Origin of the sequence: Pseudomonas sp. B6001, assembly GCF_013386015.1 — a bacterium.
Classification (GTDB): domain Bacteria; phylum Pseudomonadota; class Gammaproteobacteria; order Pseudomonadales; family Pseudomonadaceae; genus Aquipseudomonas.
This window is the reverse complement of record NZ_JACAOX010000032.1, coordinates 29,783-43,190: the sequence shown is the minus strand read 5'-3', so window position 1 is coordinate 43,190 and position 13,408 is coordinate 29,783. Positions and strand designations below refer to the sequence as shown.

At 60.4% G+C, this 13,408-nt stretch carries 13 protein-coding genes, 1 tRNA gene and 1 pseudogene; 10 read left to right on the top strand and 5 right to left on the bottom strand.

The genetic code is table 11. The features are described from left to right. Positions 1 to 7 precede the first annotated feature (7 nt). Genes HX821_RS27145 through HX821_RS27135 form a run of 3 tightly spaced genes read left to right on the top strand, consistent with a single transcriptional unit; the run spans position 8 to position 1,739 of the window. Positions 8 to 397: a carboxymuconolactone decarboxylase family protein gene (locus HX821_RS27145; RefSeq protein ID WP_087694301.1), complete on the top strand. Its 390-nt coding sequence runs from the start codon at positions 8 to 10 to the stop codon at positions 395 to 397. Positions 398 to 420: 23 nt separating this feature from the next. Beyond that, on the top strand, positions 421 to 1,173 hold the full coding sequence (locus tag HX821_RS27140; RefSeq protein ID WP_087694302.1) for a GntR family transcriptional regulator: 753 nt from the start codon (positions 421 to 423) through the stop codon (positions 1,171 to 1,173). A gap of 2 nt (positions 1,174 to 1,175) precedes the next feature. Further along, positions 1,176 to 1,739: an NUDIX hydrolase gene (locus HX821_RS27135; RefSeq protein ID WP_087694303.1), complete on the top strand. Its 564-nt coding sequence runs from the start codon at positions 1,176 to 1,178 to the stop codon at positions 1,737 to 1,739. A gap of 47 nt (positions 1,740 to 1,786) precedes the next feature. Here the strand turns inward: HX821_RS27135 and HX821_RS27130 are convergent, their stop codons facing one another. Then, positions 1,787 to 2,080 (bottom strand): DUF1330 domain-containing protein, encoded by a 294-nt coding sequence (locus HX821_RS27130; protein WP_087694313.1) that lies wholly within the window; start codon positions 2,078 to 2,080, stop codon positions 1,787 to 1,789. Positions 2,081 to 2,148: 68 nt separating this feature from the next. Here HX821_RS27130 and ribBA point away from each other — a divergent pair, with 68 nt between their 5' ends. From ribBA to HX821_RS27105, 5 genes are all read left to right on the top strand, one after another. Further along, positions 2,149 to 3,258, top strand: coding sequence for a bifunctional 3,4-dihydroxy-2-butanone-4-phosphate synthase/GTP cyclohydrolase II (ribBA, locus tag HX821_RS27125; protein WP_087694304.1), 1,110 nt, complete (start codon positions 2,149 to 2,151; stop codon positions 3,256 to 3,258). 228 nt (positions 3,259 to 3,486) lie between these two features. Beyond that, positions 3,487 to 4,512 carry an ABC transporter substrate-binding protein gene (locus tag HX821_RS27120; protein WP_087694314.1) on the top strand — a complete coding sequence of 342 codons (1,026 nt, stop codon included), beginning with the start codon at positions 3,487 to 3,489 and terminating at the stop codon, positions 4,510 to 4,512. Then, positions 4,509 to 5,426: an ABC transporter permease gene (locus HX821_RS27115; RefSeq protein ID WP_168197505.1), complete on the top strand. Its 918-nt coding sequence runs from the start codon at positions 4,509 to 4,511 to the stop codon at positions 5,424 to 5,426. The genes HX821_RS27120 and HX821_RS27115 overlap by 4 nt, the downstream gene beginning before the upstream one ends. A gap of 6 nt (positions 5,427 to 5,432) precedes the next feature. Then, the gene (locus HX821_RS27110; RefSeq protein ID WP_087694306.1) at positions 5,433 to 6,242 is read left to right on the top strand and encodes an ABC transporter permease; all 810 of its coding nucleotides are present in this window, start codon (positions 5,433 to 5,435) and stop codon (positions 6,240 to 6,242) included. Between the two features lie 17 nt (positions 6,243 to 6,259). Beyond that, positions 6,260 to 7,414: an ABC transporter ATP-binding protein gene (locus HX821_RS27105; RefSeq protein ID WP_087694307.1), complete on the top strand. Its 1,155-nt coding sequence runs from the start codon at positions 6,260 to 6,262 to the stop codon at positions 7,412 to 7,414. Positions 7,415 to 7,597: 183 nt separating this feature from the next. On the opposite strand, the gene HX821_RS27100 is transcribed toward HX821_RS27105, so the two are convergent. Then, positions 7,598 to 9,004 (bottom strand): cytosine permease, encoded by a 1,407-nt coding sequence (locus HX821_RS27100; RefSeq protein WP_087694308.1) that lies wholly within the window; start codon positions 9,002 to 9,004, stop codon positions 7,598 to 7,600. Positions 9,005 to 9,325: 321 nt separating this feature from the next. On the opposite strand from HX821_RS27100, the gene HX821_RS27095 reads away from it, so the two are divergent. Continuing rightward, positions 9,326 to 9,811 carry a flavin reductase family protein gene (locus tag HX821_RS27095; protein WP_087694309.1) on the top strand — a complete coding sequence of 162 codons (486 nt, stop codon included), beginning with the start codon at positions 9,326 to 9,328 and terminating at the stop codon, positions 9,809 to 9,811. 42 nt (positions 9,812 to 9,853) lie between these two features. On the opposite strand, the gene HX821_RS32115 is transcribed toward HX821_RS27095, so the two are convergent. Together HX821_RS32115 and HX821_RS32110 are read right to left on the bottom strand one after the other, a co-directional pair. After that, positions 9,854 to 10,582, bottom strand: coding sequence for a methyl-accepting chemotaxis protein (locus HX821_RS32115; protein ID WP_371132431.1), 729 nt, complete (start codon positions 10,580 to 10,582; stop codon positions 9,854 to 9,856). Positions 10,583 to 10,711: 129 nt separating this feature from the next. Then, a pseudogene (locus tag HX821_RS32110) lies at positions 10,712 to 11,644 on the bottom strand (cache domain-containing protein); the annotation flags it as partial. Between the two features lie 344 nt (positions 11,645 to 11,988). Here HX821_RS32110 and HX821_RS27085 point away from each other — a divergent pair. Next, entirely contained in the window at positions 11,989 to 13,032 is a 1,044-nt protein-coding gene (locus HX821_RS27085) for an LLM class flavin-dependent oxidoreductase (protein WP_102368697.1), read from the top strand. Positions 13,033 to 13,329: 297 nt separating this feature from the next. Here HX821_RS27085 and HX821_RS27080 read toward each other — a convergent pair. Beyond that, positions 13,330 to 13,405, bottom strand: a tRNA-Gly gene (locus tag HX821_RS27080). Between the last annotated feature and the right edge of the window lie 3 nt (positions 13,406 to 13,408).

Here is a 13,408-nt window from a genome sequence, read left to right as displayed (position 1 = left end):
CTGATTGATGAGCGACGACAAGTACCAACGGGGCCTGAAAATCCGTACGCAAGTGCTGGGCGAAGCCTATGTGCAACGTTCGATCGAGAACGCCGACGACTTCACTCGCCCCCTGCAGGAGATGGTCACCGAATACTGCTGGGGCCATGTGTGGGGCCGTGAGGGTTTGTCGCTTAAAGAACGCAGCATGATAAACTTGGCGATGATTTCGGCCCTCAATCGGCCCCATGAACTCAAGCTGCACGTGCGCGGCGCCTTGCGTAACGGGCTGAGTCGTGAACAAATACGCGAAATTCTGCTTCAGGTCGGCATTTATTGCGGGGTTCCCGCCGCCGTGGACAGTTTCCGACTGGCCCGTGAAGCCTTCGCCGAAACCGACGCCGAGGCCTCCAGTTAACCGCAACATTCAGAGCAGCCCCCATGAAACGCCTGCCACTCGACGACAGCTTCAAGGTCAATCACAACCCGGTCACCCTGCGCGAAATCGTGCTGGCAAAACTGCGCAGCGCCATCATGAACTTCCAACTGCTGCCGGGTGACCGCCTGGTGGAACGCGACCTTTGCGACCGCCTCGGCGTCAGCCGCACCTCGGTGCGCGAAGCCTTGCGCCACCTGGAGTCCGAAGGCCTGGTGGAGTTCGCCGATGCCAAGGGCCCGCAAGTGGCGATCATCACCCTGGCCGATGCCGTCGACATCTATGAACTGCGTTGCGTGCTCGAAGGCTTGATCGTGCAGTTGTTCACCCTGCGCGCCAAGGCCAAGGACATCAAGGCACTGGAAAAAGCCCTCGAGGAAAACCGCAAGGCCCTCAAGGACGGTGAGCTGCAACAGGTCATTGATTCGGTACAAGGATTCTACGACGTGTTGCTCGAAGGCTCCGGCAACCACGTGGCGGCCACCCAACTGCGTCAGTTGCAGGCACGTATCAGCTACTTGCGCGCGACCTCGGTATCCCAGGAAAACCGTCGCGGTACCAGCAACCAGGAAATGGAGCGTATGGTCCAGGCGATCAAGAGCGGCGACCCGCTCGCCGCCCACCAGGCCTGTGTCGACCACGTGCGCGCCGCCGCCGCCGTGGCCCTGGATTACCTCAAGCGCAAGCAGGAAGAGACCGGCAAGATCCCCGAGATCACACTGCCCATCGCCCTCAAAGAACCGCGCATAGGTCACTGACCATGCCCAGCCCCAGTTTTTGCCCGACATGTGGCAGCAGTGACCTCGGTCACCAGCTGCCACCGGGTGATACCCATGAGCGCCTGATGTGCCGGGGCTGCGGCTACATCCACTACATCAACCCGAAGATTATCGCCGGCTGCATCATCGAGCAGGACGGCAAATATCTGCTTTGCCAGCGGGCCATCCCGCCGCGTCCTGGCACCTGGACGCTGCCGGCCGGCTTCATGGAAGGTGGCGAAACCACTGAACAGGCCGCACTACGCGAAGTCTGGGAAGAAAGCGGCGTACGCGCGGAGATCCTCTCGCCCTACTCGATTTTCAGCGTGCCGAAGATCAGCGAGGTGTACATCATCTTCCGCGCCATCGCGCTGCAGATCACCGGCCAGTTCGGGCCGGAGACCCTCGACTACAAGTTCTTCGCGCCCGAGGACATTCCCTGGGACAGCATCTACTACCCGGCGATCCGGCAGATCCTCGAGCGTTATATCGAGGAACGCCAGGCTGGGGTGTATGGCATCTACATCGGTAACGACGACAGCGGCAAGATTCACTTCATCCGCTGATCGTCAGACCCGACACGGATCAAAAATGTGGTGTATGCCTGATACCCCTAAGGCACCAGCCCTTCCACGATGATGATCTGCGCCTCGCCCGCCCCTTCACGACGCGCCTTTGCCTCCTGATACTCCGCAGACTCATAACAGGCCAGCGCCTGCTCGTAGCTGTCGAACTCGATCACCACATTACGTTGCCTGGCAGGCCCGCCTTCCATCGCGGCGCTGCGCCCGCCCCTGGCCAGGAAGCGCCCGCCAAACTTCGCGAAGGCCGCAGGCGCGCGCTGGGTGTACTGCGTGTACTGCTCTGCATCGGACACATTTACATGGGCAATCCAGTAAGCCTTCATCGTGACATCCTCTTGCTTGGTTTTGTGGTATACCATAATACATACAACCAATAAATCGAGCAGCCACCATGTCTTTCAACAACATCGCAGACATCATCGAAGACTACCGCCAAGGCAAAATGGTGCTCCTGGTGGACGACGAGGATCGGGAGAACGAAGGCGACCTGTTGCTGCCCGCGGTGTGCTGCACCGCCGAGACTATCAGCTTCATGGCCCGGGAAGCGCGTGGCCTGATTTGCCTGACCCTCACCGACGAACACTGCCAGCGCCTCGGCCTGCAGCAGATGGTGCCGAGCAATGGCAGCGTGTTCAGCACCGCGTTTACCGTGTCCATCGAAGCCGCCACCGGCGTGACCACCGGCATCTCCGCCGCCGACCGGGCGCGCACGGTGGCCGCGGCCGTGAATGCCGATGCGGGGCCGGCCGACATCGTGCAACCGGGGCATATTTTCCCGTTGCGCGCCAAGGATGGTGGCGTGTTGACGCGCGCCGGGCACACCGAAGCCGGTTGCGACCTGGCGCGCCTGGCCGGGCACACACCAGCCTCGGTGATCGTCGAAGTGATGAACGATGACGGCACCATGGCACGTCGCCCTGACCTTGAGGTGTTCGCGCACAAGCATGGGATCAAGATCGGCACCATCGCCGATCTGATCCACTACCGCCTCAGTACCGAGCGCACCGTAGTGCGCATCGGCGAGCGCGACCTGCCCACAGTGCACGGCACGTTCCGCCTGATCACCTTTGAGGACCGCATTGATGGCGGCGTGCACATGGCGATGGTCATGGGGCAGTTACACCGCGACACGCCCGCCCTGGTGCGCGTGCACGTGATCGACCCGCTGCGCGACCTGGTGGGCGCCGAGTATAGCGGCCCCTCCAACTGGACCTTATGGGCCGCCCTGCAACGCGTCGCCGCAGAAGGCAGCGGCGTGGTGGTGGTGCTGGCCAATCATGAATCCTCCCAGGCCCTGCTCGAACGCGTCCCGCAGTTGACCCAGACGCCGCGCCAGTTCAGCCGTTCGCAGTCGCGGATCTATTCGGAAGTCGGCACCGGCGCGCAGATATTGCAGGACCTTGGCGTCTGCAAGCTGCGCCACCTTGGCCCTCCGCTGAAATACGCCGGGCTGACAGGCTACGACCTGGAGGTGGTGGAAAGCATTCCGTTCACCGAATGACGGATAACCGGTAAGGCAAAGTGCTTGCACAAAGCTTGGAATACCATAATATGATATTCCATCGACCGAGTACTTTTGCCAAGTGCGCATGCCAGGGATAGCGCCAGTAACAAGCCTTGGTACGGTCGACTTTTGAGGCTTCGCAATAGAGGCTTCGAGAGACCTACTGCTCCCGATAGGCGGGCATTACCAGGCCCGCTCAATAACAAAACAAATGAGGGCGTGAAAATGGTGTTGAACAAACGTGCAACCGCGATGCTGTTCGCGGGTTTGCTGGCCACGGCCACTCACGCGGCCCTGGCGGCCGAAAGCGTCAATTTCGTGAGCTGGGGCGGTAGCACCCAGGATGCGCAAAAGCAGGCGTGGGCCGATCCTTTCAGCAAGGCCAGCGGGATCACTGTGGTGCAGGACGGTCCCACCGACTATGGCAAGCTCAAGGCCATGGTCGAGAGCGGCAACGTGCAGTGGGACGTGGTAGACGTGGAGGCTGACTTCGCCTTGCGCGCCGCCGCTGAAGGGCTGCTCGAACCCCTGGATTTTTCGGTGATCCAGCGCGACAAGATCGACCCGCGGTTTGTCTCCGACCATGGCGTCGGCTCGTTTTTCTTCTCCTTCGTACTCGGCTACAACGAGGGCAAGCTCGGCGCTGGCAAGCCACAGGACTGGGCCGCGCTGTTCGACACCAAAACCTACCCCGGCAAACGTGCCCTCTACAAATGGCCAAGCCCTGGCGTGCTCGAACTGGCGCTGCTGGCTGACGGCGTTCCCGCCGACAAGCTCTACCCCCTGGACCTGGACCGCGCCTTCAAGAAACTCGACACCATCAAGAAAGACATCGTCTGGTGGGGCGGCGGCGCACAGTCCCAGCAACTGCTGGCCTCGGGCGAAGTCAGCATGGGTCAGTTCTGGAACGGCCGCATTCATGCCCTGCAGGAAGATGGCGCACCCGTAGGCGTAAGCTGGAAACAGAATCTGGTGATGGCGGACATCCTGGTCGTGCCTAAAGGCAGCAAAAACAAAGGCGCGGCGATGAAGTTCCTGGCCAGTGCCAGCAGCGCCAAGGGCCAGGCCGACTTCTCTAACCTGACCGCTTATGCACCGGTGAACATCGACAGTGTGCAGCGCCTGGACTCAGTGCTGGCGCCCAACCTGCCGACGGCGTATGCCAAGGACCAGATCACCCTCGATTTCGCCTACTGGGCCAAGAACGGTCCGGCCATTGCGACACGGTGGAATGAATGGCTAGTCAAATGAAAATGACGGCAACCACGCCGACCGGGAGCGCCCTCGGCGTTGCTGGCGCAGTTTCCTGCAAACCAGGTGCGCCATCCCTGGCGCAGCGCTGGCGGGGGTCGAGCAACCTGATCCCGGCGCTGCTGTTCCTCGGCCTGTTCTTCCTCGCGCCGCTGATCGGCCTGTTGCTGCGCGGCGTGCTGGAGCCCGTACCGGGCCTTGGCAACTATGAGCAACTGTTCGCTAACTCGGCATACGCCCGGGTACTGCTCAATACCTTTTCGGTGGCCGGCCTGGTGACCCTGTTCAGCCTGTTGCTGGGCTTCCCGCTGGCCTGGGTGATTACCCTGGTACCACGCGGCTGGGGGCGCTGGATCCTGAACATCGTGCTGCTGTCGATGTGGACCAGCCTGCTCGCCCGCACCTATTCATGGCTGGTATTGCTGCAAGCCTCCGGGGTGATCAACAAGGCACTGATGGCGATGGGCATCATCGACCAGCCGCTGGAGATGGTGCACAACCTGACCGGCGTGGTGATCGGTATGAGCTACATCATGATCCCGTTCATTGTGCTGCCATTGCAGGCAACCATGCAGGCCATCGACCCGATGATCCTGCAGGCCGGCTCCATCTGCGGTGCCAGCCCTTGGACCAACTTCTTCCGGGTGTTCCTGCCGCTGTGCCGACCGGGGTTGTTTTCCGGCGGCTTGATGGTGTTTGTGATGTCCCTCGGTTACTACGTCACCCCGGCGCTGCTCGGCGGCGCGCAGAACATGATGCTGCCTGAGTTCATCATCCAGCAGGTGCAGTCGTTCCTCAACTGGGGCCTGGCGAGTGCCGGCGCCGCATTGCTGATCTTTATCACGCTGGTGCTGTTCTACTTCTACCTGAAGCTTCAGCCGGAATCCCCGGTTGGCGCCAGCAACGCGAGGTAAGCCGTCATGCTCCTGACTTCCAATGCCATGAGCCGCAGGATGCGCCTGGGCCTCTACACCACCACCGGCATGATTGGCCTGTTCTTGCTGTTGCCGATCGTGTTCATCGTGTTGCTGTCGTTCGGCTCGTCCCAATGGCTGGTGTTCCCGCCACCGGGCTGGACGCTGAAATGGTACGGCCAGTTCTTCTCCAATGCCGACTGGATGAACGCGGCGGTAGCGAGCCTCAAGGTTGCGGTACTGACCACCGTGTTCGCCGTGGCGCTGGGCCTGCCCACCGCATTTGCCCTGGTGCGTGGGCGATTTCCTGGCCGCGAGTTGCTCTACGGCCTGTTCACCCTGCCGATGATCGTGCCGTTGGTGATCATCGCGGTGGCGGTGTACGCACTGTTCCTCAAGCTCGGCTATACCGGCACGATGTTCGCCTTTGTAGTGAGCCATGTGATTGTCGCGCTGCCGTTCACCATTATCTCGATCATCAACTCGCTGAAGCTGTTCGACCAATCGATTGAAGATGCGGCGGTGATCTGCGGTGCATCGCGCCTGCAGGCCGTATTCAAGGTGACATTCCCGGCGATTCGCCCGGGAATGGTGGCCGGCGCGTTGTTCGCCTTTCTCGTCTCATGGGACGAAGTGGTGCTCAGCGTGATGATGGCCAGCCCGACCCTGCAAACCCTTCCCGTAAAAATGTGGACCACCCTGCGCCAGGACCTGACGCCTGTGATTGCCGTCGCCTCGACGTTGCTGATCGGCCTCTCGGTGCTCGTCATGGTCATCGCCGCCGCCCTTCGCCGGCGCACAGAAACCCGCGCTTGAGCGCCCAGGAGCAAGACATGAGTGCAGTGATCCAAGATACCGCGCAAAACCATGGCCAACCCCTGGTCAGCTTGCGCAACCTGAACAAGTACTACGGTGAATTTGCCGCCGTGGATAACATCTCGCTGGACATCAAGGACGGCGAATTCCTGACCTTCCTCGGCTCCAGCGGCTCTGGCAAAAGCACCACCCTGTCGATGCTCGCAGGCTTTGAAACGCCAAGCAGCGGCGAGATCCTGGTGAGCGGCCAATCCCTGGTCAATGTGCCGCCGCACAAACGCGACATCGGCATGGTGTTCCAACGTTACTCGCTGTTCCCGCATTTGTCGGTGCGCGACAACATCGCCTTCCCCCTGGCGATTCGCAAACTGGCCAGCGCCGAGCGCGAGAAGCGCGTCGACGCCATGCTCAAGCTGGTGCAGCTTGAGCAATTTGCCCATCGCCGCCCTTCGCAACTCTCCGGCGGCCAGCAGCAACGCGTCGCCATCGCGCGGGCGCTGGTGTACGAGCCGCGCATCCTGCTGATGGACGAACCCCTCGGCGCCCTCGACAAAAAACTGCGTGAAGACCTGCAGGACGAACTGCGCCAATTACATCGGCGCCTGGGCATCACCATCGTCTACGTAACCCACGACCAGGAAGAAGCCATGCGCCTGTCCCAGCGCATCGCGATTTTCAGCCACGGCAAGATTGTCGGCCTGGGCAGTGGCTACGACCTGTACCAGAACCCGCCAAATGCGTTTGTAGCCTCGTTCCTCGGTAACTCCAACTTCCTCAAGCTCAAGGCGCAGGGGAATGCGGTGGCATCGTTTGAAGGCCAATCGCTGTCGATCCGCCTGACCAGCGGCTTGCAAACCGAGCAGGAGGTGCTGTTGATGGTACGCCCGGAAAAAGCCTTGGCGCTGAGTGTCGAGCAAGCTACCGAGCAGGCATTGGCGGCGGGTTGGAATGAGGTGTCAGCGATTGTAGGCGAGGTGCTGTTCCTCGGCGAAAGCCAGACCTGCACCGTGAAAACCCTTGGCGGCACCTCGATGACAGTCAAGGCGTTGTCTGCTGCGGGCATGCCACTCAAGGCCGGCGACCCGGTGCGCGTGCGCTGGGCCACGGCGGATGCCTGCGTCTATACCGCATGGGCTGAAAGCGATCTGAACAAGGCCGCCGGCGCCCATTGAGTCACCCTTGGGCCGCCACAACGTCGGGTTGTGGCGGCCTTTTTTTGCCTGCTAACATTGGACCTGGCCGGATGTCATTGATCATCAAGCCAGCTTGCTACAAGGATACGGCTGCATCGGCAGGCCTTAACTGCAGATAAAAAAATGCCCGGCATTGGCCGGGCATTTCAGTTCATTCGATGATCAGTCGGTATAGCCCAACTTTACCGTCCTCATCTTCCGGCTATGCTCGCGCGTCGCCAGGCAGTAATACAGCGGACACGTCACCACCAACCCCACCAGCCACGACAGGTCTGCGCCCTCTACCAGATTGGCCCATGGCCCCACGTACAGCGACGTATTGGCAAACGGCAGTTGCACGATGATGCCGATGAAATACGCCACGATCGCATGCAGGTTAAAGCGTCCGTAAACCCCGCCGTCCGCCTGAAAGATCGACGCAATGTCATAGGCGCCACGCTTGATGATGTAGAAATCGATCAGGTTGATCGACGCCCACGGCACCAGCACCAATAGCAGCGCAAGGATCAGGCCGATAAATTGCGAGATGAAGTCCGCCGACGCGCCCAATGCCACCACGCAGCATCCGGCCAGCACCACGCTGGACAGCACCACACGCACTTTGATGCCGGGTGTCCACTGGCTGGCGAAGGTCTGGATCGAGGTGATGATCGACAGCACCGCACCATACAGATTCAGGGCGTTGTGGCTGATGATATTGAGCAGAAACAGCACCATCAGGATCGACCCCAGCCAGCCGGTGGCTTGCTTGACCGCGACCATCGCCTCAGTGCCTTCGGGTGTCGCCAGGGCGGCGACCAAGCCAAAGGAGAACGACAAAATGGTGCCGAGAGTGGCCCCCAGGTAGGTGGCGACAAAGGGTCGGGTGATGCCGATATCAGCCGGCAGGTAGCGCGAATAATCGCTGGTATAGGGGGAGAAGCTGATCTGCCAGATCACTCCCAACGACACCGTCGCCAGCCAGCCGGCCGGATTGAAGCCGCCACGGGTGAGGAAGTCTGCCGGCAGGTCGTGGGAAAAAATGTAGAGGAAACCCGCCAGCAATGCGCTGCCCATCACCCAGGTGCCGATGCGGTTCAGGGTATGGATAAAGCGATAGCCGATCACGCCAATGGCCGTGGCGCTGAGCGCGCCGATCAGGATGCTGGCCGGCACCGGTACCGACGGCACGATGCCGACGATGGACTTGCCCGCCAGCACAATGTTGGAGATGAAAAAGCCAATGTAGATCAGGGCCGCGAAGAAAACGATCAGCAGCGCTCCGTAGCGCCCGAACTGACCCCGGCTCTGCACCATCTGCGGGATGCCCATGCGCGGGCCCTGGGCCGACGCGAGGGCAATGACAATACCGCCGAGCATGTGCCCGAGGGCAATCGCCAGCAGCCCCCACACCAGGTTGAGATGGAACACCTGAGTCACCATAGCGCCGGTGACGATGGGCAGCGGTGCAATGTTAGTGCTGAACCATAGGGTGAACAGGTCGCGGGCCTTTCCATGGCGCTCCGCGAGGGGGACGTAATCGACCGTGTGATTCTCGATCAGGGGATCTTGCCGGGACATCTGGGGCATGGAAATGAACTCGCGTTTGTCTGATCTTATAGTTGTTTGACGCCAAACCGGGGGAGCTCTCTGGCCACCCCCATACGAACACCATATTATGGTATTCCAACATTTTCACAAGACTGATCCGTAGTCCTGGCACGCATCTGATCCGCTATTGTGCCACACGGCCCCTCTTCATTCAGCGGGCTAACCCCCGTATTCATTGGCTATAAGACCAAAGGTCAACGTTCATCGGCCGCCTGAAAAAGCCCTTGATTAGATTGTATTACGGTATACCATCAGACCTACAAATCTATAAAATCCGCTTCACCCTACGAGGACCGTCCCATGATCGATGCCGCCATCTACAAACAAGTGATGGGTTCGTTTCCGTCCGGAGTCACCGTGATCACCACGCTCGATGATGACGGGCAGATAGTCGGACTTACCGCCAGTGCGTTCAGCTCGTTGTCCATGGAGCCGGCCCTGGTGCTGTTCTGCCCCAACTACAGTTCCGACTCCTATCCGGTGCTGATCAAGAACCAGCGCTTTGCCATTCATGTGCTGTCCGGTGGGCAGCAAAGCGAAGCCTATGCTTTTGCGCGCAAGGGCAAAGACAAGGCGCAGGGCATCGAATGGACGTTGAGTGAACTGGGCAACCCGATCCTCGCCAATGCCACGGCGGTGATCGAGTGCGAGTTGTGGCGTGAGTATGAAGGCGGTGACCATGCAATCATGGTCGGTGCGGTGAAGAACCTGATCGTGCCCCGGCAGAACGCCGGGCCACTGGTGTATTGCCACGGCAAGATGGGCGCCCTGCCCGCCATTGCCTGATCGTTACCGTTGCAGGCGCCCGGCAGCCCGGGCGCCCACCGGTCAGGTGCGGAAGCGGCTGACCAACTGATTCAACGTCTGAGACAACGTCGTCAATTGCTGCGCATCCTGGCGCGTGGAATCAGCCAGGCTCGCCACCAACTGTGCATCCCCGTGAATCTGGCTGATGTGCCGATTGATGTCTTCAGCCACCTGGTGCTGCTCTTCGGCAGCCGTTGCGATTTGCGTATTCATGTCGCGGATCACGTCCACCGACTCGCGAATCAACCCAAAACTGGCCCGTGCGTCGTTGATCGACACCACCGTTTCCTGGGACACCTCCAGGCTGGCATGCATTTGTTTACCCATCTGATGGGTACGCCGGGCGAGGTTGCCCAGCAGCCCGTCGATCTCGCCGGTGGAGTCCGAAGTACGCTTGGCCAGGGCCCGCACTTCGTCTGCCACCACGGCAAAACCACGCCCCTGTTCACCGGCTCGGGCGGCTTCGATGGCAGCGTTCAGCGCCAGCAGGTTGGTCTGTTCGGCGATGGAGCGGATGGTGCCGAGTATCGACTGGATGTCGTTGCTGTCTTTTTCCAGTTGCTCCATGGACTGGGCGGAGTGGCCGATTTCCTCACTCAGGCGCCCTACGCTGCTCACTGCTGCGTCGATCTGCTGCTGGCCGGTGTGCGCCTGGCGCTGTCCGTTGTCGGCAGAGTCGGCGGCCTGGCTGCAGGAGCGCGCGACTTCATTGGAGGTGGCGACCATCTCATGAAACGCGGTGGACACCATGTCCACGGCCTCCCGTTGGCGTGAGGCGACCTCAGCCATTTCCACCGAGACCTCCATGGCACTCCCCGAACTGCTGTGGATCTGCCCGGCCGCCTGGCCGATGCGCTGGATCAGCGTGCGGATCGCTTCGAGGAACTGGTTGAACCAGCCGGCCAGTTGTGCCGTCTCGTCTCGCCCTTTTACCGGCAGGCGCGCCGTCAGGTCTCCTTCGCCCTGGGCGATGCCTTCCAGGCCGCTGGCCACACCACGAATCGGCTTGACGATCAGCCCGGCAAACCAGGCGCCCACCACTGCAAACAACACGGCACACACCAGGGCGATCGCCGCGATCAGCCAGGTCAGGCGCGCCGCGCCGGCCATCACTTCACTTTCCCGCACCACCCCGACAAACCGCCAGCCCAATGCCCTGGACGGCCAGACAAACGCCATGTAGCGCTCGCCTGCCAACTCGACCTGCACCAGGCCCTGCCCAGCCTCGCTCAACTGCCGGTAACCCTCGCCCAACTCACTAAGTTTCTTGAAGTTGTGAGACGGGTCATTCGGGTCCACCAACACGGTGTTATTGGCTTCCATCAACATCAGGTAGCCGCTGTCACCCAGCTTGATCTGTTTGACCAGGTCGGTCAGTTGCTTGAGGGAAACATCGATGTTCACCACCCCGCTCGCGTTGCCCTGGCGGTCATTGAAGCTTCGCACCGTACTGACCAGCACCACGTCATCGGCGGCCCAGTAATACGCCTCGGTGCGCAGGGTCTTGCCCGGTTGCGCCATGGCCGTCTTGTACCAGGGCCGGGTGCGCGGGTCGTAGCTCGCCAGCTTCGGGTCACCCGGCCAGAATACATAGCCGCCATCTTCAGTACCCAGTGACAGGTAGGTGTAGGCCGAATGACTCTTGGCCAGGCCCTCGAACAGCTTGAACAACTGCTGATCGCGCTCGCCGAGTGCGACTTGGGCGGCGTCGCTGGCCAGATAGCGTTTCACATCGCCGTTGATACTTTGCAACTGCGGATGCGCCGCCAGGTAGGCGACGTTCTGACTGATACCTTCAAAAAACAATTGCATGGCATTGTCGACTTGGCGAATCTCGCGTTCGCTGCCGTCGATAAAGCCGTCCCGTGCCTCATGGCGCACGTTGAGGATGATCATCACTGCCACCAGAATGACTGGCAGGCTGGCGATCACCGCAAAGGCCAGGATCAATTTTTGTTTTATGTTCATCTAGCTCGCCTTCCTTGTGAAGTGAATGTGCGACCGTTGGAGAGAAAAGTTTTGCAGATATTCCGTATTATGGTATACCAACAATCAATCCGCCGAATAGCCTTCATCACTGGCAAGCTTCACATTGGCGAGAGCACCTAAGGGCCCGCAGTCGACAGGCCGATCACAATAGATCCGAGGTAAGCGTCATGAAATTTTCCCTGTTCGTGCACATGGAACGCTGGGATGAAAGTGTCAGCCATCGCCAGTTGTTCGAAGACTTGACCGAACTGACCCTGATGGCGGAAGCCGGTGGTTTCAGCACCGTCTGGATTGGCGAACACCACGCCATGGAATACACCATCTCGCCCAGCCCGATGCCGCTGCTGGCTTACCTCGCGGCCAAAACCACCACCATTCACCTGGGCGCCGGTACCATCATCGCGCCGTTCTGGCACCCACTGCGGGTGGCAGGCGAATGCGCGCTGCTCGACGTGATCAGTAACGGACGCATGGAAGTCGGCCTGGCCCGTGGTGCCTACCAGGTGGAGTTCGACCGCATGGCCGGCGGCATGCCCGCCTCATCCGGCGGCCAGGCGCTGCGCGAGATGGTGCCGGTGGTACGTGCGTTGTGGAAAGGCGACTATGCCCATGACGGCGACATCTGGAAGTTCCCCACCTCCACCAGCGTGCCCAAGCCGATCCAGCAGCCCAACCCGCCGATGTGGATTGCCGCACGCGACCCGGACTCGCATAACTTTGCGGTAGCTAATGGCTGCAACGTGATGGTCACGCCGTTGATGAAGGGCGACGAAGAAGTCCTCGACCTGAAAAATAAATTCCAGGCTGCCCTGGACAACAACCCGGATGTGCCACGCCCACAACTGATGGTGTTGCGTCACACCCACGTGCACGCGGTAGACGACCCTGACGGCTGGAAAGTCGGGGCCAAGGCAATCGCCCGATTCTATCGCACCTTTGATGCCTGGTTCGGCAACAAGACCGTGCCGGTCAACGGCTTCCTTGACCCGAGCCCGGAAGAAAAATTCGCCGGGCGTCCGGAGTTTGAACTGGAAAGCCTGCACAAGACCGCAATGATTGGCACGCCTGAAGAAATCATCCCGCGCATCCAGTACTACCAGGAGCTGGGTGTGGACGAGTTCAGCTTCTGGTGTGATAACAGCTTGCCCCACGCGGAGAAGAAAAAATCCCTTGAGCTGTTTATCAAGCACGTGGTGCCGGCATTTCGCTGAGGGTAATGCCTGAACCGCACACAGCGCCGGCACTTGCCGGCGTTGTTGTTTCGGGTGGCGGGAATGCGGCATGTGCTTCGGGTCGAGGAGATGTATACGATGCCGGACCGGGGTGCTCCGCCCAAAAACCGCTGTGCCCACTGCCCGTATTCCATGTACTCAAAAATGTACTAAAAAAAGTGGCTGGAGACGGATTTCAGTAGTTTTGCGTAGAAACGAAAAAAGACGCCGAAGCGTCTATTCCTTAAATCCCAGGCAAAAAAAAGCCACTCTATTGAGTGGCTTTTTCTTTGTGTTTGGAGCGGGAAACGAGACTCGAACTCGCGACCCCGACCTTGGCAAGGTCGTGCTCTACCAACTGAGCTATTCCCGCGTC